The sequence below is a fragment of the Dysgonomonas sp. BGC7 genome (assembly GCF_001261735.1).
GTDB lineage: Bacteria > Bacteroidota > Bacteroidia > Bacteroidales > Dysgonomonadaceae > Dysgonomonas.
In genome coordinates, this window is the sequence record NZ_CVRP01000010.1 from 388445 (window position 1) to 413207 (window position 24763).

12 protein-coding genes are annotated in these 24763 nt (G+C 36.2%); 1 reads left to right on the forward strand and 11 read right to left on the reverse strand.

Features of this window, described 5'->3' with window-relative positions; genetic code table 11:
- Positions 1-96: 96 nt before the first annotated feature.
- Positions 97-5892, forward strand: coding sequence for a DUF3320 domain-containing protein (locus tag BGC7_RS11400; RefSeq protein WP_050701712.1), 5796 nt, complete (start codon positions 97-99; stop codon positions 5890-5892).
- Between the two features lie 3 nt (positions 5893-5895).
- On the opposite strand, the gene BGC7_RS11405 is transcribed toward BGC7_RS11400, so the two are convergent.
- The 11 genes from BGC7_RS11405 to BGC7_RS11455 form a co-directional block, all read right to left on the reverse strand.
- A complete protein-coding gene (locus BGC7_RS11405; RefSeq protein ID WP_082206675.1) occupies positions 5896-7059 on the reverse strand; it encodes a retron St85 family RNA-directed DNA polymerase in 1164 nt (387 codons plus the stop codon).
- 259 nt (positions 7060-7318) lie between these two features.
- Positions 7319-7576, reverse strand: coding sequence for a hypothetical protein (locus tag BGC7_RS11410; RefSeq protein ID WP_050701714.1), 258 nt, complete (start codon positions 7574-7576; stop codon positions 7319-7321).
- Positions 7577-7681: 105 nt separating this feature from the next.
- Positions 7682-9928: a glycoside hydrolase family 3 C-terminal domain-containing protein gene (locus tag BGC7_RS11415; protein ID WP_050701715.1), complete on the reverse strand. Its 2247-nt coding sequence runs from the start codon at positions 9926-9928 to the stop codon at positions 7682-7684.
- Between the two features lie 60 nt (positions 9929-9988).
- A complete protein-coding gene (locus tag BGC7_RS11420; RefSeq protein ID WP_050701716.1) occupies positions 9989-11941 on the reverse strand; it encodes a sialate O-acetylesterase in 1953 nt (650 codons plus the stop codon).
- 171 nt (positions 11942-12112) lie between these two features.
- A complete protein-coding gene (locus tag BGC7_RS11425; RefSeq protein WP_050701717.1) occupies positions 12113-13450 on the reverse strand; it encodes a DUF5125 domain-containing protein in 1338 nt (445 codons plus the stop codon).
- A 10-nt stretch (positions 13451-13460) separates the two neighbouring features.
- The gene (locus BGC7_RS11430) at positions 13461-14954 is read right to left on the reverse strand and encodes a glycoside hydrolase family 30 protein (protein WP_082206664.1); all 1494 of its coding nucleotides are present in this window, start codon (positions 14952-14954) and stop codon (positions 13461-13463) included.
- A gap of 34 nt (positions 14955-14988) precedes the next feature.
- Positions 14989-16512 (reverse strand): RagB/SusD family nutrient uptake outer membrane protein, encoded by a 1524-nt coding sequence (locus BGC7_RS11435; protein WP_050701718.1) that lies wholly within the window; start codon positions 16510-16512, stop codon positions 14989-14991.
- Between the two features lie 11 nt (positions 16513-16523).
- Complete coding sequence (locus BGC7_RS11440) at positions 16524-19421, reverse strand: SusC/RagA family TonB-linked outer membrane protein (RefSeq protein ID WP_369799090.1); 2898 nt, start codon at positions 19419-19421, stop codon at positions 16524-16526.
- Between the two features lie 336 nt (positions 19422-19757).
- The gene (locus BGC7_RS11445) at positions 19758-21377 is read right to left on the reverse strand and encodes a DUF6377 domain-containing protein (RefSeq protein ID WP_050701720.1); all 1620 of its coding nucleotides are present in this window, start codon (positions 21375-21377) and stop codon (positions 19758-19760) included.
- 263 nt (positions 21378-21640) lie between these two features.
- Positions 21641-22795, reverse strand: a complete 1155-nt coding sequence (locus BGC7_RS11450) for an acyltransferase family protein (RefSeq protein WP_050701721.1) — start codon at positions 22793-22795, stop codon at positions 21641-21643.
- A 314-nt stretch (positions 22796-23109) separates the two neighbouring features.
- On the reverse strand, positions 23110-24750 hold the full coding sequence (locus tag BGC7_RS11455) for a beta-N-acetylhexosaminidase (protein WP_050701722.1): 1641 nt from the start codon (positions 24748-24750) through the stop codon (positions 23110-23112).
- Positions 24751-24763: the final 13 nt, after the last annotated feature.

The window sequence follows — 24763 nt, forward strand, 5'->3', positions numbered from 1 at the left end:
TACTTAATAGTTAGAATGTAATATAAAAATTATTAGATAGATTATTATCTTTAATCCCTGTTATAAAGATAGCATTTCAACTCCACTTTAATAAATATGGAAAACGAGCAGAATAAACTTAACATTGAATTTTATTATTTACCTGTCGTAAATTTTGCTATGCAGCAAAATAGAGTATCTATAATACGCGATCTTTTTATAGAGAATCTGGCTCAAAATGCACTCAGAGATCTGAAAATAGTATTAGCTACCGATCCTGAGTTTGCAACAGTCTCTCCCATATCTATTGAAGTCGTTGCTGCAAAAGAAAAAATAAGAGTCGAAATACCCCAATTAAGCCTTTCGTCTAACTACTTTGCTCAACTTACCGAACGAGTATCAGGTGATATATCTCTCAAAATATACTCGAAAGATGAACTGTTACTTGAAGAAAAATATCCTATAAATATATTAGCATATGATCAGTGGGGAGGAATTGACGTCTTACCTGAAATACTATCATCCTTTGTCACTCCCAATCACCCTGCTACAGTACCCATAATAAAAAGAACAGCCGCTGTTCTCGAGCAATGGACGGGTAGTCCTTCTTTAGACGAATATCAGAGCAGAAATCCCGACAGAGTACAAAAACAAATGGCTGCTATATATACAGCCATTGCCGAACAAGAAATTATATACAGTACTGTACCTGCCAGTTTCGAAGAATACGGTCAGCGTATACGGCTCATAGATTCAGTGATGACACAAAAGCTAGGTACATGTCTAGATATGGCACTACTCTACGCTTCATGTCTCGAAGCTATAGGAATACATCCTCTCATTATAGTAGTCGATGGGCACGCTTTTGCCGGAGGCTGGCTCATTCCCGAAACATTTCCCGATAGTATCACCGACGATATTTCTTTGATAAGTAAACGAACTGCTGATGGTATCAACGATATCACTTTGATAGAGACTACATGTATGAATATGGGGCAGAATATGGATTTTGATGATGCTGTAAAGGCTGCGAACAAACGCCTCTCCCAGTCTGGATTTATGCTGGCAATAGATGTGAAAAGAGCACGCTCTTCGGGAATAAAACCGATACCTCAACGAATACTGAATGGAAAACATTGGGAAATTGAAGAAGAGGTTTCCTCCAATCTAGACAAATCACGAACAAGTCCGCAGACGATCAATCCTTACGATCTGTCGGGCATAAGTTCAGAGATGGTTATAACAAAACAACTATTGTGGGAACGAAAATTATTAGATCTGAGCCTGAGAAATAATCTACTAAATATAAGAATAACAAAAAATACTTTACAACTCATTTCTGCCAATCTGGACTTGTTTGAGGATGCTTTGGCCAATGGAGACGAGTTTCGAATAATGCACAAACCAACTGATTGGGACAACCCTTTGTTCGACTTCGGACTATACAAGTCTCTTTCAGAAGCAGATCCTATAATAGACCTTATAAAGTCTGAACTGACACAAAAACGACTTCGCTCCTATTTCAGTGAGAACGATCTAAGTAAAGCTCTTACTTATCTGTATCGCTCTTCACGAACAGCTATGGAAGAAAACGGAGCTAATACATTATATATCGCTTTAGGCTTATTGAAGTGGTATGAAACAAAATTGAGCGAACGACCTCGCTATGCGCCGATATTACTTATTCCTGTGGAGATAATAAGAAAATCAGCAGCTAAAGGGTACGTGATTCGTTCGCGCGAAGAAGAAACAATGATGAATATCACATTGTTGGAAATGCTTCGCCAGAATTTTAACATAATTATTTCGGGACTAGACCCTTTACCTACTGATGAAAGCGGAGTAAACGTAAAACTCATTTACACTATTATTCGAAACAGTATAAAGAATCAGCCTAAATGGGATGTGGAAGAGCAAGCTATTCTGGGACTATTTTCGTTCAGTAAGTTCATTATGTGGAACGACATACACAACAATGCTCATAAACTGATAGAAAACAATGTGGTTTCGAGTTTGATGAATGGAAAAATAGAATGGAACATAGAAGAGCCGACCATGGATGCGAAAACTTTGGATGAAACTTTACCTCCCAATGAAGTAGTATTGCCTATCAGTGCCGACTCATCCCAATTAGAAGCTATATGGGAAGCAGCCGAGGGGAGAAATTTCATTCTTCATGGACCTCCGGGAACGGGCAAATCCCAAACGATAACAAATTTAATAGCCAACGCTCTATACAGGGGTAAGCGAGTATTATTTGTTGCTGAAAAAATGGCTGCTCTTTCGGTTGTGCAACGTCGGCTCGAAGCTATAGGTTTAGCTCCTTTCTGTCTGGAACTACATTCCAATAAGACAAAAAAGGGAGCAATTCTATCTCAACTAAAAGAGACTACTGAAGTAGTAAAAACGATACCACCCGAAAATTTCGAACAAGAAGCTGAGCGCATTTTCGCATTGCGCACCGAAATGAACAAATATATAAAAGCTCTGCATAAAGTGTATCCGTTTGGTCTTTCACTATTCGATGCTATAGTTAAATATCAACAAATAGAAGACAAACCCGTATTTAATATACCGGAATCTCTTTTTTCTGATTTGAATAAGAATACACTTCATCAATGGCACGAAACATTAGAGTTGTTAGTATCTACAACTAATGCATGCGGACACCCGTATAAGCATCCATTAACAGGTATTGCTATAAAACAATATTCATCTGCCACTAAAGACGAAGTAGCTGAATGCGTTAGAAATACGATTACGCTCATCTCTGAAGTGCAAAAACAATTAGCACTCTTACCTGATATTTTTAACGAATTCGATATTTATAAAGATAGAAAAAACATAGAGGTAGTAGCTGGTATAATAGATAAATTATTGAATATACCTGAACTCTCTTCCGCATTACTCGCTTCTCCTCTATTAAACGATATTTTAGAAGAATATCGTGAAGTGTGTCATCACGGAAGGAACAATGACAGGCTAAAGACAGACTTATTGTCTGTTTTTTCGGAAGGAGTATTGACCCTTGATGCAAAAAAGCTATTATTCGATTGGAATCAAACTCTCAACAAATGGTTTATCCCTAAGTTTTTGGGACAAAGAGCTGTTAAGAAACAGCTTGCGACTCATGCAATTAGCCAGATAAATAAAGATCAGATAGCCAAAATATTAGAAGACATAATAGAGTATCAGTCCGAACAGGCATATCTGAAAAAATATAAAGAAGATATACCTCTCTATTTCCGAAAATATGGCCGCTCCGGAAATGAAGATTGGAAAGCTATAGAGCAGATAGTTGCTGATACCTCCATCATCAATTCGCTAATACTTGATTATACCAAAGATATATCTAAGGCTACAAGTATAAGACAAATCTTATCGTTGCAGTTAACAGATGGCATAACGACTTTCAGGAGCATGCATGGAGAAATACTCATTGCTGTAAATAGTCTTATAATAAAACTGAACAGACAGGAAAACCTATTGTACAATATATTAGGAACAACTCATGATGTATTGTACAAACAATTTGACAACTGGACAGAAACAGCTTTAAAACAATTATACATATGGTACGATAATATAGATAAGCTCAAAGATTGGTATCAATGGCTACTCGTCCACAACAAGATGGAAAATCTACAATTAGGTTTTATTGCCCGACAATACAAAGACGACAATATAGAAGCCGCAGCGTTGATTAATACTTTTTATAAAAGTTTTTATAAAGCTGTAATAAACTATATTATTTCAAAAGAACCTAGTTTGGATCTATTTAAAGGTAAAATATTTAATGATACAATAGAAAAATATAAGAAGCTTGTTGCTGAATTTGAGCAACTTGTCAGAAGAGAGCTATACGCTAAACTAGCAGCCAATATTCCTTCTTTTACCAGAGAGGCTACCCAAAATTCGGAAGTAGGCATTTTGCAACGAAATATACGAAACAATGCTCGAGGTATTTCCATTCGCAGACTGTTCGATCTTATTCCTACTCTACTTCCTCGTATGTGTCCATGTATGTTGATGAGTCCTATATCTGTGGCTCAATATATAGATGTAAATACAGAAAAATTTGATCTCATAGTTTTTGACGAAGCATCTCAAATGCCGACTTATGAAGCAGTAGGAGCTATTGCTCGCGGAACGAATGTTGTAATAGTAGGTGATCCAAAACAAATGCCTCCGACAAACTTCTTCTCGGTAAATTCAGTCGATGATGAAAATATAGAAATGGAAGATCTGGAGAGTATTCTGGACGACTGTCTGGCTCTTTCTATGCCCTCCAAATACTTATTATGGCACTATAGAAGTAAACATGAAAGCTTGATAGCATTCAGTAACTCAGAATACTATGACAATAAGCTATTAACATTCCCTTCACCTGATAATATAGAATCGAAAGTAAAGTTTATTCCTATCAAAGGACATTACGACAAAGGGAAGTCGCGACAAAATAAAGCAGAAGCACAAGCTATTGTCGACGAAATAGTAAGAAGACTGGAAGATAAGACGCTGAGGAGAAAAAGCATAGGTATAGTCACATTTAGCTCGGTACAGCAATCTCTTATCGAAGATCTGCTTTCTGACGTTTTTATGCAAAATCCTGTTCTGGAAAGTCTTGCTCTCGAATGCGAAGAACCTCTATTTATAAAGAATCTGGAAAATGTACAAGGCGATGAAAGGGATATCATTTTCTTCTCGGTGGGTTACGGACCCGATAAAGATGGACGCGTGAGTATGAACTTCGGACCACTGAATAGATTAGGAGGTGAACGCAGACTAAATGTAGCTGTATCGAGAGCCAGATACGAAATGATCATATATTCGACATTACGCTCCGATCAAATTGATCTCAATCGAACATCGGCTATTGGAGTTGCAGGACTTAAGCGCTTCTTAGAGTATGCCGAAAAAGGCGGACATGTGACTTCAAAAACTCAAAAGGCTATTTCGGAATACTCAATTAATAATATTATAGCTGCTAGGCTGGAAAAGGAAGGCTACAAAGCAGATATCAATATTGGCTGTTCAGGCTACAAGATAGATATAGGTATTGTAGACAACGAAAATCCGTCGAAGTATAAGCTCGGAATTATATGTGATGGAGAAAATTACAGACAGGCAAAAATGGTTAGAGATAGAGAAATAGTACAAAATAGTGTACTAAAAATGCTTGGATGGAAAATACTCAAGATATGGACACTCGACTGGTGGGAGAATCCAAATGCCGTTTTGCAAACAATAAAAGAAGCTATTGAAGCGAATGAAGAACAAGCTATAGACGATATTACAAAAGAGGACGAAGCTACTCTTGTAAATGAAGCATCTGTAGACAAACAAGAGATTGCAAAATCTCTGGTAGACACTATACGTCCATATCAGGGCTCAGTACTTAATCCTTCTCCATATTCCAGTGAAGAATTTTTTCAGCCAAATTATAAGGAGCTTATCCTAAAACAAATAAAAATGGTAATAAAGGCCGAAGCTCCTATCAGTAAATCGTTGTTATACAAAAGAATTCTTACAGCATGGGGAATATCGCGGCTAGGACAAAGGCTTGATAGTTATTTTAACAAGTTATTAGCAACAACAGATTTCTATTCTTCACAGTACGAAGACTTAACATTCTATTGGCTAAGTAAAGAGCAATACCTAGAATATGACCTCTTTCGCACAGGAATGAGAGATGCTGTAGATCTACCTCCTGAAGAAGTGGCAAATGCTATGAAATATCTATTAACAGATGAGATAAGCCTGCCAACAACAGATCTGTCTAGATTGTGTGCTCAACTATTCGGTTTTGCACGAGGCGGTTCGAACGTAGATGCAGCTATGCACCGAGGAGTGATAAAAGCCTTAGAAAGAAGTTTTCTAAAAATAAAAAATGATCGTGCAGTAATAATATAGAGTTTACAGTTTTTTAAGAGAGGCAATAGACTTTTTCACATAGTCGTTGTCGGGTTCTACCATGAGCCAAAAATTTAGATAGCCCAACAGGCGCTTCAAATAGGAAGGATCGGTAGAACCTATAAATCGTTGATGATCGGTAAGTCCTTTAGTAAGAATATAGTGAACATTTTTTCTCACTTCACGTTTTTTCGATTTAGGAATCATCAATTTTTTGCCTGAGCTTATAGATATTCCTGTCACTATCTTTCGTTTCTTTTCGGTGAGAAAGCGAGTCTTTTTCCTTTGTATTACAAACTTTTCATCTTTTACGATATTGTTGACTTCAGATAAAACCTCTTCAAAAAGAATATTTTCTCCCGAAAAGGTTAAATCGTCAGCATACCTGGTATAAGTAAAATTATGTTTTTGAGCAATAGACATTAGCTTTACATCCATATCGTATGCAACAATGTTGCTAAGAGCAGGACTTGTAGCTGCTCCCTGAGGCAACTTTCCTTCGAAAGAGCATAATTCGGCAAGTACTTGCGATATATTGGAGGGATAGCCAAAACTTTCAAAAACTTTTATTATTCTGGATTTCTTTATAGAACCGAAAAAATCGACAATATCAACTTTCAGCACATGAGGCTTACCCAAATGAGGTTTAGCATTATCGACAACAGATACATTCTGACGAAACCCTGTGCAGGATGTATGCACGTTGGCAGATAGTAAAGTACGCTTATAAATTGTTTTCTGAATATTCAATAAGGCAGTAACAGGTGCCGATATTTCTCTGAAGCCTCCACTTCGCTTGCCTAATCTGAAACGAGAATAATATTTTGATGTATCTCTTAAAATATCAATTAAAATATTTTTTTCTATTACCAAAAAGTTTGCACACCATGTTATTGCTTTGTCATCGAAAGGAAGAGGCGCTAAGAAAAGACGAGCTATTAATCCCTGTCTTTTTGCAATCTGAGGCTTCTCTATATTTTTACGACCAAAGAATGAGAAAACACTTTTTTTAGGTTGGTCTTTCGGTCTTTCTTCCTTCTCATTACTATTAGTTCCCCGATCATATCCGCTTGTATCTCGGCTATACTCATCTCCTCTTTTTTTATAAAAAAGTTTGTAAAGTAAGTATAGTAAAGCGATTGCGAGTATGCCTAATAATATATTCATCATTCTGAAATACAAAAAAGAGGATGAGCATTTACTTTCAGTAATACTTTGATTTTNNAAAATCAAAGTATTACTGAATCTCAGAATAGGCATGAATCAATGAGGCGACTACACCTCTTTCTTGCTAAATCTTTATCTCATCCTCTAATACAAAAATAGTTATTTTTGACAGATATCAATTCTTTTAGACAAAACTTCGGCAGGAGGAAGAAATAGGCGTTAATTATACAACTAATAACCAATACTATACAACATTTCTTTAATATCTCTTTCTCATTAATGTTTCTATCTTATGAGGATTATTCCTCTTTAGTCGCTCATCAAGAGATATTGCTCCCCAGATGAATAGCCAAATAACAATAGCTGAAATAAGAATATTCCATGTGTTTTTAAAAGTAGGAGCAATAAGATCATCATATTTTTTCTTTTTACCCCTTATTCGATAATAGATATATCGAACTCCTGCACCTATTCCAAAAACAACATAGACAATAATAATATGAATATAATAATACATACAAGGAGCTATTTTTCTATAAGAATAAAGATAGGAATAATCTATAAAATAAAAGCCGACAGAAATATTCTCTGCCGGCTTTTGTCTTATTTTATCTTTATTCTTTTATTTCAATTTGAATTTAACCTTTCCTTTGATATCAGAAGATGACGATCCTATTAATGCCTCAAAATCACCCAGTTCTGCAATCCATTCATGCTTATTGGCATCGAAGAAGCTAAGCGCTGATTTATCAATAGTAAGCTCCACCGTTTTTTCTTCTCCGGCTTTTAGAGAAATTTTCTTAAATGCCTTCAATTCTTTTAAAGGACGAGGTAAGGAAGATTTTAGATCGCTGATATACAACTGTACAATCTCAGCACCTTCTCTATCTCCTGTATTTTTCAGATTTACGGAGAAGGTTATATGTCCATCTGCTCTTACTTCTGTTTTGTCCGAAACAGGCTTGCCATATTGGAAAGTAGTATAGCTCAATCCATGTCCGAAACTGAATAAAGGTTTTATTTTCTCTTTATCTAACCAACGATATCCAACAAATATACTTTCGTTATATGTCACATCCACAGTATCCCGTTTATTAGCAAGATCTTCTTTTTTTCCGGGATATTCACCTAGTTTATGAGCACCTACATCAGTCAGTTTTGCAGGAAAAGAGAATGGCAGCTTTCCCGAAGGGTTAACATCACCAAACAGAACCGAAGCGATAGCATTACCTGCCTCAGAACCAAGATACCATGTTTGAACAATAGCTGGCACTTCATTTACCCAAGGCATTGCAACAGCATTTCCCGAAATATTTACTACAATAAGTTTATTATTTACTTTTGCCAATTCAGCAATTACTTTATCCTGATTATAAGGTAGTTCAAGTCCTGCTCTGTCTGTATTTTCACAATCCTGATAATCGCTTTTATTCAACCCTCCAATGAAAATAACATAATCTGCATCTTTTGCTGCATCTACTGCTTCGGCAAGTAATACCTCCGAAGAACGATCATCCTTTAAATCCTGTTTTGTAACTACTCCATTATATTCTCCTGTAGGATCACCAACATATCCTCGTGTATAAGTAACTTTAGCTTGAGCTCCGACTCTACTTTGTATTCCCTCAAGAGGAAGTATCTCATATCTGGCTTTAAGAGAGGAACTTCCCCCTCCTACTGTCATCATTTTTATAGCATTTTCACCAACGACAAGTATCTTACTTGCTTTATCTAACTTGATAGGCAATACGTTTGATGTATTTTTTAATAGTACTGTGCCGTCTTGCGCTATTTTAAGTCCGGCAGAACTATGTTCAGGAGAGTCAAAAGATCCGAAAGGTCTGTTTTTATCCATTGTAGTACGGAAAGCAAGGCGTAAAATTCTACGTACTTTCTCGTCAAGTTCTTTTGTTCCTACTTTCCCTGAATGAATCATATCAAGGTATGGTTTAGCCAAATAATAACTATTATAAGCATTACTTGTTCCAACAGCTAGGCCATCAGTCCATGTACCAAATTCCATATCCAATCCGTTGAAGATCGCTTGCGATGTGCTATGAGTTCCACCCCAGTCAGATACTACAACACCATCAAATCCCCATTCGCCACGAAGTATATCATTGAGTAAATATTGGTTTTGACAGGCATGCTGATTCTTATATAAGTTATATGCTCCCATTATAGACCACGCTTTTCCTTCTTGAACAGCAGCCTTGAAAGCAGGAAGATATATTTCGTACAAGGCACGATCGTCGAGAACAACATTGGTAGTATGTCTGTTTGTCTCTTGATTGTTCAGAGCATAGTGCTTTACACAAACTGCGACACCATTCTGTTGTACACCTTTAATATACGGAACTACCATTCGGGACGATAGCAACGGATCTTCTCCCATATATTCGAAATTCCTACCATTTAGTGGAGTACGGTATATATTTACGCCGGGACCCAAAAGAATATCTTTTTTTCTATAACGAGCTTCTTCTCCTAATGAATGGCCATAAAGAAAAGACAAATCTGTATCCCACGTAGCAGCAAGACATGTAAGCGCCGGGAATGCAAAGCACGAGTCGTTTGTCCAGCCTGCTTGTTCCCACTTATCCCACAATACTTCGGGGCGTATTCCATGAGGCCCGTCAGTAGTCCAAAATTCAGGAATACCCAGTCGGGGTACACCCGCAGAACTAAACTTTGACTGAGCATGAAGCATTGCTACTTTTTCATCAAGCGTCATTCTTGAGAGAGCATCTTCGATGCGTTCTTCTATTGGTTTAGTCGCATCCAGATATATAGGCGATTTATTTTGAGATAAAACGGATAATAATCCTGTAAGGAAAAATAGAGTAATTAGTTTCAGAATCTTGTTCATAATGTATTTATTAAAAGTATATTATATATTAAATATTTTCTATACCGATAGTAACACAAATTATCTATCAGCTTTGTGTACTGACCAATCGTCCGTACGAAATGGAGCAGCAGGCAAACCTCTTGTATTAAACAAGTTTACATCCGGATTGTCAGACCATGAATAACGTACCGCTACAGGCTTGGAAACATTAGAAGAAAAAACAATGACTTTGTCGCCATCAAGATATGCTTTTGCCCATTCAAACTTTTTATCAGCACCGGCTATAGCAAATCCTTCTATATATCCGTATTTATTATTCACCAACAAGCCTTGTCCTACATTGTTATATTCGATATAAGCCTTGCTTCCAATAATATTCATTGACTTGAAGGTAGGCCCTGAACATACAATACTATCCATTCCATAAGTCTTTTTCAAAGCTATAAGAGCCAAACGCAAGCCAACATCTTGTTTGTTGCGGGGATGAATATCATTTTCTTCTCCTATATCTGTAATCACAGCTTGTGCAGTTTGTGGCAAAGATAATGTGAGTGCTTGCGCCTCACGTAATTCGGCCCATTCGCTCTCTTGAGGAATTTTATCTTTGTTCATATAGTTTGCCAACTGTACCCAGTAGAAAGGAAGTTCATATCCCCATTTTTTGCGCCAATCGTTAATCATTGCAGGAAACAAGGTGCGGTAATTGTATGCCTGAGAAGAATTGCTTTCACCCTGATACCAGATAATACCTTTAAGAGAAAATTGAATAATAGGGTTTATCATAGCATTGTATAGCAGAGAGAAATGCATATTGGGCGAAACGTTTACATAGTTGAATGCTGTATTAGTTACAGAAGGATTATATGACCATTCGCCGGACAGAGAATATTTTCCTTTTGCTGTCTTCAAATATAAGTTGTCCGGATTACCATAGATGCCACCTCCAGCAGAATTATCTGTAACTCTCACAGTAATAACATTTTCTCCAGACCTAAGAACTCCCGATGGAATATCATACAGTCTATTTACCGCATATCCATGAGTTTCGCCAATTTTCACTCCATTTATCCAAACTATGTCATCATCATCAATAGTTCCTAATTGTATAGTTGCGTTCCTTCCTTCATCTCCTTCTGGTAACGTAACATTATATCTAAACCACACTATGCCATCGACATCTCCCAATACATTTTCCCACATCTGAGGAATTTGCATTTTGCTCCACAAAGAAATATTGGCTGAGGGTTTAAACCATTCTTCGTTTATGCCGGGATCGTTATTCATGGCCGCAAGGTACAAATTTTTGTTCGTTTCATTCTCTCTTACAAACTGCTCAAAATCTGTAATTTTTATATTTTTATATTTTTCACTAAACCTATCAGGTAGCTCATTATATGTATCTGTACTTATCCATGATTCTATTTCTGTTCCTCCCCATGAAGAATTTATTATCCCAATAGGAATATTTAATTCTTTATTCAGTTTTCGAGCAAAAAAATATGCTACTGCTGAATAGTTAGCAACAGACTGAGACGAGCAAACAGTCCAAAAACCATTAGAATCTTCCTGAGGCTGTACATTCATACCTTTAACTACGTTAAAAACTCTTATGAGTGGATAGTCTGCATTATCTATTTCTTCCTGATAATTATAAACTGAGCCCCAACCATGAACAGGCATTTCCATGTTTGACTGTCCGGAGCAAAGCCAAACATCACCTATCAAAATATTTTTAAGTGAAATGCTATTATTTTTTCCTTTTACTATCATTTCATAAGGGCCTCCATAAGCAACCTCTGCAAGAGATAAAGTCCATTTTCCATATCTGTCAGCTTTTGTCTTTTTTACTTCTCCGAAAAAAAAGACTTCTATAGTTTCATTTCTATCGGCCCACCCCCATACTTTTATCGGTTTATCTCTTTGCAAGACCATATTGTCCGAAAATATATGAGAGAGCTTTACTGTTGCATGCAAATTTGCAAAAAACAGACTAAGGCAACATATAAGTACAATTTTTATATTCGTATTCATACTTCCATGTGAATATGTTTTAATTCTAATACACTTAATTGATGGCTAAATAGCTACTTAAAAACAGAGGGCAACAATCTGTTATGCCACCCTCCATTCTGTTTACAATACAAAGTAATAATTTGTACTCTTAAGCCCCCTTTGATAACCAATCAACCCACCTATTTTGGTTTATTTTTCTTCAACAGTTAATACAGCTTTATCAATACCGGCAGAAACATCAACAACAAATACATAAGTTTTTCCATCTGTAAGAGTTTTTCCACTTGCAAGGGCTATATTTCCTTTATCTACACCATTAATATCTTTTCCTTTACCTATTATTACAAGTTCACTATTCACAGTAAGGGTTTCGGGTCCAAACGATGGTGACCAGTCTTTTACATGGAAGAATACAAAGTTTATTGCTTTTGATGTAATAGTTTTGCCGGCAACAAAACTTGTCTGATATTTTCCATTACCCATCGGAGCCATACATATTGCCTTGTTAGGATCCCAACCCGAATTAGAATAAGCAGGTTTTCCCTGACTATCACCGATAATCCATATAGCTCCCGAACCATCTGACTGAAGCCCGGCCACATTACTGCCCTGCATAGCTTCTACTTTCAGGTATTTGAGTGAGAAATCAGCTGTTATACGATATTTTCCACTGATAGGTTTAAATTTAAGATTAGCTCCACTTTTGCTGAAGAAATCTTCATCTATCCACCAGCTTGAAAAATCGCTAATACCTGTTACTTCTACATCTTGCCCTTGTGTTAAACCTATTTCAGCTTTATAATTATTTTCATCTATCCTTATCATAGTCACGTCATTGATAACATAGTTTACAATGAACGGAGCCGCTTCATAATTTAAGGTATTAAATGAGATAGAATATTCTCCTGCCGAAAAATAAGAGAATGGTATAGATGTTTGTGAGCCTTGAATAATCGCATTATCCTCCCATCCAAAAAATATTTCATTTCCGTTGGAGCCTACTATCGGAGATTTGATATAACCGTTTATTTTCTCAGGAAAATTATCTTTTGCTTCATATTCATACAGCCCTGTACGATTCATTTTATATTCACCTTCGCTACTTACGAAAGTAAGATACGGGAAATCCGGACGTTGAACAGGAAGGTCAAACTCCTGTTCGGTAATTGTCAGGTGAATATTTTGAAGTACTAATTTTAATGTAGCTGTTCCATTCGGAATATTAGCATAATATGGAATGAATATTTTTCCAGAATAATCTCCATTCGTTTTAGTCCGAATAACTGTTTCCGACACTATTTCTTCGCTATAATAGAGTCGTACTTTCAGGGTAGAAAGAGGTACTTCACTATCAGATACATTTATCTTGAAAGGAAGACTATCTCCAAATAAAACGTTATTGGAAGTGTTGAAGGAATTGTTTGCATTTATAACCGGATTACCCGGCGCATTATCATCATCGTCTGAGCAAGAATTGAAGCCTAAAGCAACGACTGAGATGAGAAATAAATAGATATATTTTTTCATGATTTTTAGTTTATTTTTTCCACAAATACGAAACAACTGATTTTACAGGAACATTATATGTAAAGCTATTAGTCCCATCACTGATAGTTATTTTCTTAGCTTCATTTGTGTTATTCATTAACACAAGGGCATAAGTACCATCTATGTTTTCGAAGGCCGAATAAGTTAGTCCCGTTGCTGTATATCCGGAAGTACCTATCCTTGTTGAACCAGGTTTGACAACAGATGAAAGATGTCCTATAATATAATAATGAGAATTACGGGTTATAGTTTTATAATCGGATCTTTCGATGTCCACTGCACCATAGCATGTTTGGCATCCACCATCACGATTGGGTCCCAAGTCATTATCCAGCATCAGATTCCAGACTATAACAGCTCTACACCAATTATTTACAGTACCAAGTGCTACTTCTTCCATATCTTCCATCAACTTTACACTGAGGTTGCGTCCTTCATTCCATGTTCCTATTGATGTTTCAGTAAATATTAGCTCTTTATCAGGATATTTGTCATGGACATTATTTAGTTCACTACGATTACCCCCATAATTATGAAAAGCTGCTCCGGCAGCATATGACGCTGCTTGGTGGTCATCATATATCTTGGTAACATAATCTTTCTGATCAGACATATTATCATAATTATAATTATGATCGAAAAGGTAAATTTTCACATTCAACCCCGATTCTTCTAACTTAGGTCCTAAAGCTGTCTTAACAAAGTCTCGTTGCTCGTCCCATCCCATAAAAAGAGATGCCGAGTTACCTCTATTCAATGGCTCATTCTGTGGAGTAACAGCATTTACTGTAATACCGTTATCTTTCATAGCCTTGATCCATTTTACGAAGTATGTTGCATAGTCCTGATAATAGATAGGATTAAGATGTCCACTTGTCCACGAATTAAAAGGTTGTAAATCGGTAAGATTATTCACCTTCATCCAACGTGGAGGAGTCCATGGAGAACCTAATATTTTTATGTTCGGATTAATAGCTAATATCTCTTTTAGAATGGGTATTATATACTTATTTTCCTCATTTTGTAATGCGAAATTCTCTATTCCGGGAGTATCGCAACATGTATATTCACTCAAAGAAAAGTCTGAGCATCCTATTGAAATTCGGATATAGCTATACCCCATTCCTTCGGACGTAGAAAAGGTATCTTTAAGGAACTTCGTCCTATCAGCCTGATTCATTCGTAAAAGGTTAAAACAAGTAGATCCTGTTATCGCGGCACCAAAACCATCCATTTGTTGAAACCTCTTCGATGGATTCAGAGTTATAGTTGTAGGTGACATATTCGCTTTTTCGTTAAAAGAAATTTGTTGCTTGACGAAATCCAGACTTCTCGTATTTGTTGTAACATATAGTGTTACATCCCCTTTTGTGTCTATAGGAGGAGTACCATTGTCTGTAGAATTATCTTCATTCTTATCTTTACCACACGAAGTAAGCGTTACTAACAAATACGAGAGCAGTAATATTAATTTCAATTTCATTCTTTTTTGTCTATAAAATAAATATTAGGTTTTTTTAGTAGCCTGGATTTTGTATCAGATTGCTATTTTCATCAATCTTTGCCTGCGGTACAGGTAGCCTATATGAGTTGTTATCGAACTTATATATTTGAGCTCTTCTACCAGAGTCTTTAGAGTAAACAGCATTCATTACTTCTTCTACCTTATCGAGGCGTACTAAGTCGAACCATCTTTGACCTTCAAAAGCTAACTCAAGACGACGTTCTTTCAACAAAGCATTTAGCATTGACTCTTTATTGCCTTTGACGGAAGTACTTAATTTAGATATACCGGCTCTTGTACGTATCTTATCTATAATATCAGCTGCACCACTAAGATTGGGGCTAGCACCCATGATAAGAGCTTCTGCTTTGAGTAGTAATACATCAGCATATCTGAATTTAATGATACTACTATTAGCCGAACGTATTTTATACATGAAGGCATAGTTATCTGCCGGATAGCAAATACTCCATGTACATTTATACCATACCACCGACTGTTCGTAGCGTGTTACGTCTCCTTCTGTTTCGAATGCTTTTACTAAGTCTCGCGATGGAGTAACCCACTTAGACCAAGAAAACTGCTCATCCCAATTAACAAGGTTGCGCCCGAACATCCAAGTGCACCAGTTGCCACTACCCGGAAAGAACTGTGCTTCGAGAATCGATTCTTTTGTGTTTCTCATTTTAGCATCTGTATTATCAGCATTCATTCCGAAAAGATCGCTGAACTCGTCTGCTAAATCGAATCCGGCAGCAGTTACAGCATCACAATATTGTATTACTTTAGTATAGTCTCGCAAGGGTTTTTCGGCATATATTTTTGCTAATAATGTATGTGCAACAGATTTACTGAACAGAGTCTTATCTGAAGGATTATTATCCGGCGCATAAGGCAATGCCTCTAAAAGATCTTTTTCTATTTGTTGATAAATCTCCAGTTCTGTGTTTTGTTTAGGGAAGTACTGAGGATATACTTCTTCGATGGTCTCGGCAGTAATATCTCCGGCTTCGGTAGTGATCAAAGGTATACTACCCCACAGGCGCACCATATCGAAATAAACCATTGCTCTGAATATTTTCGATTCAGCCTTGTAGCGTTCACGTTCAGCCGAAGTAAGGGTGTTATCCTTCACATCATCAATATTTACTAGCAACCTGTTGGCACGTGCTACATCGACCAAATATCTTTCCCAGTCGCGATTCAATACCGAGTTTGAACCATCTATCGCATTATTTTCGAACGGAAGTACTTCTGCTCCTGTAGAACCGGCATAAGCGTTGTCGGAATGTGATTCGCTTATTAACAGTAGGTCGCAATACCAGTGCTCTTGACGCTCTTTGAGCTGGTTATATATAGTTTGCATATGGCCTACGACAGCTGCTTTATCTTTAAAAACAACCTTTTCTCCCGACTCATTGACTCCTTCTGTAGCTTCAGAGTATGCACCTACCGGATCGAAATCTAAAGAGCAAGATGTTGTTAGAAATAATGAACTACTTGTCAATATTCCCAGAAAAATATATTTTAATTTCATATTGTTAATTTTTAGAATTCTACATTTACTCCAAACACAAACGATTTGCTATGAGGATAAGTACCCCAGTCGATACCTTGTATGTACCCCTTATTGCTTTGGTTACCCCACTGATTGACTTCCGGATCCATGCCCATATAGCTTGTCCATGTAATAAGATTAGTTGCAGTAAAATAAGGTTGTAACTTATTAACACCTAGTTTCTTTAAGAAATTATTCCTGAAGTTATAAGACAATGTTATATCTTTTACTCGCAAGTAGCTTCCATCTTCTACGAAGTAGCTGGAATTTTTAATATTGAAATTTGCTTTTGGCACATCGGTTATCTGTCCCGGAACTCTCCAACGTTTAAGAACACGGGTAGACTGATTTAACCCATCGAACATACCTTCTGTTTCCATTCTGGAAGCATTGTAAATATCGTTACCATAAGATCCTTGTATAAATACACTCAATGTAAGATCTTTCCACGAGAATGTATTTGTCATACCAAATGTGAAATCAGGATTAGGATCTCCAATGTATGTTCTATCACCTACATCTTCTCTTCCATTACCATTCACATCTCTATAAATCAAATCTCCGGTTTCAGGATCAACACCATCACTTATGTATCCATAGAATCCACCGATAGGTCTGCCCGGCTCATTTCTAACAACATTCTCATTGATCTGATCACTTGTTCTTGCATCTTCATATATTTTCTTTAAAGCCAATTTCTCCAATCTATTCTTGTTGAATGAAATATTGAAATCGGTATCCCAAGAGAAAGTACCTATTAGGTTTTTAGAACTCACTGCAAATTCAAAACCTTTATTAGTCATCTCTCCTTCGTTACGTTTGATAGAGGTGGCAAACGTGGCTCCAGCAGGCAATGTTACATCCATAAGCATGTCTGTAGTCCTCTTATAGTAATAGTCCATTGTCACGGTCAACCTATTCTTAAGTGCAGTAATATCTAACCCTACATTTGTTTGTGTAGTAGTTTCCCATGTTAAGTCGGTTGTACGAAGACTTTTCATTTCAACACTTGGTACTACATGCTCATCTCCAGCTTTGGTATAATCCTGCCTTACAATCGAATAATTAGAATAGTAAGAGTAATCATCTATTCCCGACTGATTTCCTGTCTGACCCCAGCCTCCACGTATTTTAAGGTCATCGAGCCACTCCAAGTCTTGCATAAAACTCTCAGATGACATACGCCATGCGGCAGAGAATGAAGGGAATGTTCCCCAACGATGATCGGGATGCAGCTTCGAAGATCCGTCAGCACGCACATTAGCAGTGAATAAGTATTTACTGTCGTAGTTATAAGCTACGCGCCCGAAGTAAGACATAATCCCCCATTGGCTTCCGCTAGATCCTGTATTATTCCATGTAATCTTATTTGCAGCATTCAATGTCTGTATAGAGCCATTGCGATAGTGAGAGCCATATATCCAACTATTAGTATAATCCGAATCGGTATATGAAGTACCTGCCATTCCTTCTACGTTATGCTTATTGAAAGATTTAGTATAAGTCAATACGTTATCAAAAACAAGTATTGTATTCATATTGCGAAGATCAGAACCTTCTCCATACTGATTCCTGCCCCATGCTGTAGTAATAGGATCTAAGAATGTAGTTTCTATTGCATTGCGACGGTCTAACGTAAATGACGATTTCATTGTCAATTCGGGCATAAATTTAAACAACAAGTTTCCGGAAGCTATCAGACGATTTTCTTTCTTCTTATTATTCTTACTCCTCTCCATATTTTCGAGCGGAGATGTGATATTAACACCATTGAACTCTGTGTTGTATTGATTTGGATTGTTCACATCCCAAATAGGGGTATAAGTTGGTGTATTGATAACGGAAAGCACTACTCCCCCTCGATTAGAACCGAAACCTTGTATCAATCCATTACTTACATTGTCAGAGTAAGACACATTGGCACTCACTGTAAGCCATTTACGAATATCACTTTCAAGATTTGCTCTGAAATTATATCTTTTGAAGAATGCAGAGTTAAGCGTTCCTTTTTCATCTAAGTATCCTGCCGAAAGGAAATATCTGGTTTTCTCATTTCCATCCGAAACTGATACCTGATAGCTTTGCATAGTTCCAGTCGAATAAGCTTCATCGAACCAATTAGTCTGGTCTGTAAGTCCATCGGGCAAAGACACTGCACCTATTTCTTTCTGTAGCTCTACATATTGGGCAGTATTGATCGGTTTTATTTTTTCCGAAACTTTATTAAGGGTTAGCTGTGCATTGAATGAAATCTTTGCATTTCCTTTTTCTCCTGCCTTTGTTGTAATAATAATTACTCCGTTAGCTGCACGAGACCCATATATAGCCGCAGACGAGGCATCTTTCAGTATTTGTATACTAGAGATGTCGTTAGGAGAAAGGAAATTAATATTATCCACAGGAACTCCGTCTACAACATAAAGAGGGTCATTACTTCCATTAATAGAAGTTGTACCACGAACACGAATAGACATTTCTGCTCCGGGCGTACCATTCGGAGACATGACAGAAACTCCGGCAGCTTTACCTTGAATAGCCTGTCCGGCCGAAACGATAGGACGCTGTTCGAGATCTTTAGTAGATACAGACGATATAGCTGTAGTTACATCTTTGCGTTTAGCTGTACCATACCCGATAACAACAACTTCATCTAAAAGTTCTGATGATTCATTTAGCTTGATATCTATCTTTTCCGAATTAGCTGTTACTTCAACAGACTGATATCCTACGTAAGAAATAGATAATATAGTTCCACGCTGTACATTCAGGCTGAAAACACCGTCATAGTCAGTTACAGTACCACTACCGGGCAAGTTTTTGGGTACAACAGAAACTCCAATAAGGCTTTCGCCTGTTTTTGCATCTGTTATTGTCCCTTTTACAGACATAGTTTCCTGACTATAGGCAGGAATAGTTAATAATGCAGTCATTAACAACATCCATAACCTGAAAATTAATTGCTTTTTGAAGAGATGCTTCATAAATACATGATATTAAATTTAAGAAATACTTTATTGAATAATAATATATGCGAGCATGAATGGTTAGTATTTCGAGGCTTGCCAACATATAATATTATCCGCAATTCAAATGTATCATGTTATTAAGCCTCTTTTCTTTACAGTATGCAAAAAAGTATTAAAAATAAAAATCAACACACAGTCCATCAGTATGTTGATTATTTATTTAACATTAAAAAAGTACTAAAAATGTATTGAATTATTTTACTTATTCAGCTTAATAGTACCTATTTTTTTTACAATTTCTTCAAATTCATCGCGCGATCCGGCAGCTTTGTTCCTTACTCGGGTGCGATAGTTATACACAGTACGTAAAGAGTATCGTAAGAAATTAGCTATTTTCACACTATCGGTAATTCCTAAGCGTATTAATGCAAAAATCCTTAACTCGGTATTAAGTAATTCTCCTGGTTTAAGATGTATTTGTTCGCTGGGCATAAGCAAAGTATTGAATTCTTCTATAAACGAGGGATAAATATTAAGAAAGACCGAATCGAAATTATGAAACAGTTCTTCGAGCTCAGTGTCAATCAATGTCCTTGACTTTATCATCGTAAAAAGATCTTCCAATTGATTATTCTTAGCCTTATTATTCAAGCTCTTACGGTAGTTTTCAAGTTTATCGACATACTCTGAGCATTGATCAAAAAAACGAGCTATATATTCCTCTTTCACAAGGTTAGCTTCTTCCAGATTGCTATTCGTATCTTGTAGATCTTTATTAAGTTTTACAAGCTCCATATTAGTACTGTGAAGTTGTTTTCTTATCATAGAAAGCTTCTTCATTTGTTTATAAATGAATATGGTACCCAAAAGTAGAGCCAAGGATAATACACTAATAAAAAAGAGATATGTTTCAAGTTTTTCTTTCTGAATTTTCTCCTTTTTCAAATATGTAGAATTTATGATCGGATAGAACTCTGAACTCTCAATAGTACGGTATCTCACATTGCAAAAGATAGCATCTTCTATCGCCGATTGAATAAAACGATATGCCTTGTCTATGTCGCCCAACTCGTAGTATGTGAGTGCTAAATTCTGGAAAGAGGCATTGTCTTTAATACAATTTGTAATATCAGATATAGCGGATATTGAGAAATACTTTTTCTGTAGTTCCATATTACCCTGTTCTTTATATGTATAACCTAAAAAATAGGCTATGAGGGCACGATTGGGATTGTCGTCGGTAGTTTTATCTAATAAGTCTTTAAATAGTTGAGTTGCCTTTTCCTTTTTCTGATCATATAGCTCTTTAGTAGCATATTCTATTTGATATTCTAATGATTGGGGATCTAAAACAAGTAATAATGAATCTCGATAATAACCACTTCGTCTATAGTATTTTTGTTCTTTATTACTCAATGCATAATGTGAATAGAAAGCATTACAGGTTCTATAATATTCAGGAATCAGTTTTGATGGTATTTTATCTTTCTTTATTTTATCTAAAATCTCTTTAGCCTCTATATACATGCCTTTGGTAGAATATAACCATGCCAACTGAAGCTCAGTTTCATACTGAAGTTCCATATTCCCTATTTCTTTCACTATATCTCTATTTTTTAAAATATAGTGTACGGCAGAGTCTGTCTTGAACTTCTTATATTCTAAATAAAGCTTCTGATATGTATCATAGAGTTGTGTTGATGATAGATCATGAAGAGTCAGAAATTGCTTTAAACCTAAAATACGCTGTTCTTTTTCATTTACATAAAGACCTTTTTTAGACATTACCTCATCTAATCTAATCATTATAGAATCTTTAGATCCGGCAAATGAAGCAAGATATGAACCTAGAAAACAGATCAATAAAATATTCTTCATAGTAATTCTTTTTGGGTCGGGCTAACTAAATATTATATGAAAACACCAATAGAAATTAGGAGGCACTAAGTTACTATTTTTTTTACCGGAAAGAAAATAAATAAAGTCCCCTTCAGTACAAACAGAGGGACAATTCTATAATATTAGAAATTTCTCAATTATGTGAATATATAGGCTGAAATATTTCCAATAATATCAAAAGACCTCGTAACAAGTTATTTGTTATGAGGTCTTTTATGTCTTGACTCCTTTAAGAGACAGTCTTATATTTTTATATAAATTTTCCTTTTATATAGTATATATCCTACAAACCAAGCTATTGTAACAAATAAAAGAGCATAGATAAAAGATCCTAAATCGTTGCCAAATACCGGTTGCAGTATAGCTTCGAAAAGATATTCCTTAAAGCTTATAATAGTCTGATCGAAAGAAACATATATATGCTCGATCAATATAGCCATTACTCCTGCCAGTACATATATAAACAATGGATTTACACCAAAAGATTCGAATGGTACACACCATTTTTTATATCCTTTTACATCTATTATCCATATCAGTAGTGCCAATAATGTAGCCCCCATACCACAAGTGATAAGCGCATATGTAGGAGACCAGATTTTCTTATTTATAGGGCAGCCATAACTAAGCAAATATCCAAGAAAAAATAGTGATGCACCAATAATAAATAAATACAACATCCGCTGAGTATTATCTTTCTTTTCCATCAATACTCTCCCACAGCAAAACCCAATAAGCACATGGCATATAGATGGAATAGTACTAAGTATTCCTTCAGGATCGAGACCAAACTCTTCAAACATATGATTTGTACCAAGTATGCTTTGATCTACAACAGCAAGGATATTGGTTTCACTAATTTCAAACCCATCTCCTAGTATCAGAATCAAAAAATAGATCAACAATGAGGCTCCAATAATATATGGTATATACCTATGATTAAGAAGTATAGCCACTAGCGAAGCTATTCCATAAGTAATGGCTAACCTTTGCATAACACCAAGTATTCTGAGGTGCTCGAAGTTGGTTATAGACCTCAATAAGCGTTCCCCCATACCAAGACCATCATTAGCCAGATGATGAAAAGTTGCAAAAGATACAGATAGCCACGACAAACCCAGCCCGATAAGGAATATAATACAGGTACGCTTTACAATTTTCTGTAGTAGCGATTGACTAAACTGAAAATCATATTTACGCAACGAAATAAATGTAGATATCCCCATAATGAACATAAAAAATGGAAATATGAGGTCGGTTGGAGTTAACCCATGCCAAACAGCATGACGCAATGGCGTATAGATATGTTCCCAGCTACCGGGATTATTAACCAATATCATCCCGGCAATAGTAATCCCTCTAAGTATATCTAGCGATAATAAACGATCTGATTTCATTTAAACAATATATTTTATCTATGGAGCTATTTCAGAGAATAATAAAGCGAATCTGAAATTGACTTTATCTGAAATATCTCGTTAGTCTAGTTTCTGTAAAATGCAATTTTAACTAAAACCTGACAAAGTTGTACATTTTTTCTCTTGTTTTTGCATTCGTCATCTGCTCTTTCTCAATTTGTCTGTACACCTGTATATTGATAACTTTTGTCATTTTTTACAATAAATTTTTACTCGGCGTAAGCATCATCAAAACAGTTGATTCGTATGACTGTTAAGACCGTTTCTCTAAAAGAGCTCCATAGATATATCTTTTAATCTACAAACTGTGGTGTACGTGTAGTGAATCCACTATTGTTCAACCACGTAAGGTGCCAAGGCAAACGAGTAGTAAAGCTCGACCAATCCCGAGTACTACCCCATGCCAATTCAGAAAAAGCTTGAAGAGAAGGGAAGACATGTTCTCCAAATTTTGTTTCATTGGGAATCATTTCTGTCCAAACACAAGCCTGAAAGCCTAGAACATTACTTTTTACTATCCCCTTAAAGTCTGGTTCGAATTCAAATTCATACAAAGATTGCAGCAAATCATCGGAAGGAGTTGCACTAAAGTAAAAATGTCCCCACTCCATAAATATCATTGGATATCCTTGTTGAGTAATTTGTGCTGCCTGATCGGGCAACCAATTTCTCCAATAAGTATATGTAAGATTTTGAGGATCTGACGGAAGGAAAGAATCATCCCAAACCATTACCTGTTTGCCTTTTACTTCTTTTGTATAATCAGCCATTTTCTTTATAAAATAGTTTTGAAGTCCATCTTCGTCACCCAATTCTTCATCTTCTATTAGTTGTTGACAACGTTCACATTTTTTCCATATATCTTTTTCTACTTCATCGCCTCCAATATGAAAATGTTTACTTGGAAACAAATCAGCGACTTCCGATATTATATCTTGTATGAATGGATAGTTTTCAGTTTTGCCTGCACATATAGGATATGAAAATTCTTCGCCCCATCCTGCTTCGCCGGTACAAGATAACTGAGGAAAGGCTCTTATAGCTGCAGAGAAGTGTCCTGGCATATCAATTTCCGGAATAACTTCTATTCCACGTTGTGTTGCAAACTCAATAAGTTCTTTCATCTGTGCTTGTGTATAATACCCTCCATACTCGTTTCCCGAACGTATAAAGCGAGAATCTATTTCATAAGTTGGATCAGTTTTAGCCAGTTCTATGCATTTTTTATCATATTCGTCGAAAGGACGCCAAGCTCCTATTTCGGTTAGAGCAGGATATTTTTTTATTTCAATACGCCATCCCTGATCATCTGTCAAATGCAATTGTAGTTTATTTATTTTATACAAAGACAAGCAGTCTACCAATTTTTTAAGATAATCCATAGTAAACATATGACGAGCCAAATCTATATGAAATCCTCGCCAAGCTTTTTTAGGAGCATCAGATAAAGTTAGAGTAGGTATGCTTTGCTCTCCGGCAGCAGAAGGCTTATTCTGCAACAAAATTTGTCTCATAGTCTGGATTCCCCATAGCAGACCTGTATTTGTACTATAATAAATACTACATCCCGAATCGTCAACAGAAATTCGATACCCCTCTTCTGCTAAACTATTTTCTTTAAAAACACGTATAAAAGCACTGCCATTATCAGTTTTACTTGGTTCACCAGATATGCCTTTCAAAGTCTCAGTAAGCAATTCTGCTCCTATTTTATTTATATCCTTACTTATAGTTGCATTAGCAGGAATAGCGATATTCGTTCTGCCATGAGTCAACGATTGTGGTAAAGGGATCAATGAAACCCTACTCACAGTAAGATTACTCTTTATATTGGTCGAATCATCGTCGGAACATGATAGCACAGTAAATGCCTGTAGTCCCAAGAAAATGAACAATAAACTCCTTTTCAAGATTAAAGTATATTTCTTTTTCATAAACTATAATGGT

Excerpts from the sequence above, each read along its gene's own strand:
- BGC7_RS11400 (WP_050701712.1), top strand. The coding sequence starts at position 97 with ATGGAAAACGAGCAGAATAAACTTAACATTGAATTTTATTATTTACCT.
- BGC7_RS11405 (WP_082206675.1), bottom strand. The coding sequence starts at position 7,059 with ATGAATATATTATTAGGCATACTCGCAATCGCTTTACTATACTTACTT.
- BGC7_RS11410 (WP_050701714.1), bottom strand. The coding sequence starts at position 7,576 with ATGTATTATTATATTCATATTATTATTGTCTATGTTGTTTTTGGAATA.
- BGC7_RS11415 (WP_050701715.1), bottom strand. The coding sequence starts at position 9,928 with ATGAACAAGATTCTGAAACTAATTACTCTATTTTTCCTTACAGGATTA.
- BGC7_RS11420 (WP_050701716.1), bottom strand. The coding sequence starts at position 11,941 with ATGAATACGAATATAAAAATTGTACTTATATGTTGCCTTAGTCTGTTT.
- BGC7_RS11425 (WP_050701717.1), bottom strand. The coding sequence starts at position 13,450 with ATGAAAAAATATATCTATTTATTTCTCATCTCAGTCGTTGCTTTAGGC.
- BGC7_RS11430 (WP_082206664.1), bottom strand. The coding sequence starts at position 14,954 with ATGAAATTGAAATTAATATTACTGCTCTCGTATTTGTTAGTAACGCTT.
- BGC7_RS11435 (WP_050701718.1), bottom strand. The coding sequence starts at position 16,512 with ATGAAATTAAAATATATTTTTCTGGGAATATTGACAAGTAGTTCATTA.
- BGC7_RS11440 (WP_369799090.1), bottom strand. The coding sequence starts at position 19,421 with ATGTCTGTAAAAGGGACAATAACAGATGCAAAAACAGGCGAAAGCCTT.
- BGC7_RS11445 (WP_050701720.1), bottom strand. The coding sequence starts at position 21,377 with ATGAAGAATATTTTATTGATCTGTTTTCTAGGTTCATATCTTGCTTCA.
- BGC7_RS11450 (WP_050701721.1), bottom strand. The coding sequence starts at position 22,795 with ATGAAATCAGATCGTTTATTATCGCTAGATATACTTAGAGGGATTACT.
- BGC7_RS11455 (WP_050701722.1), bottom strand. The coding sequence starts at position 24,750 with ATGAAAAAGAAATATACTTTAATCTTGAAAAGGAGTTTATTGTTCATT.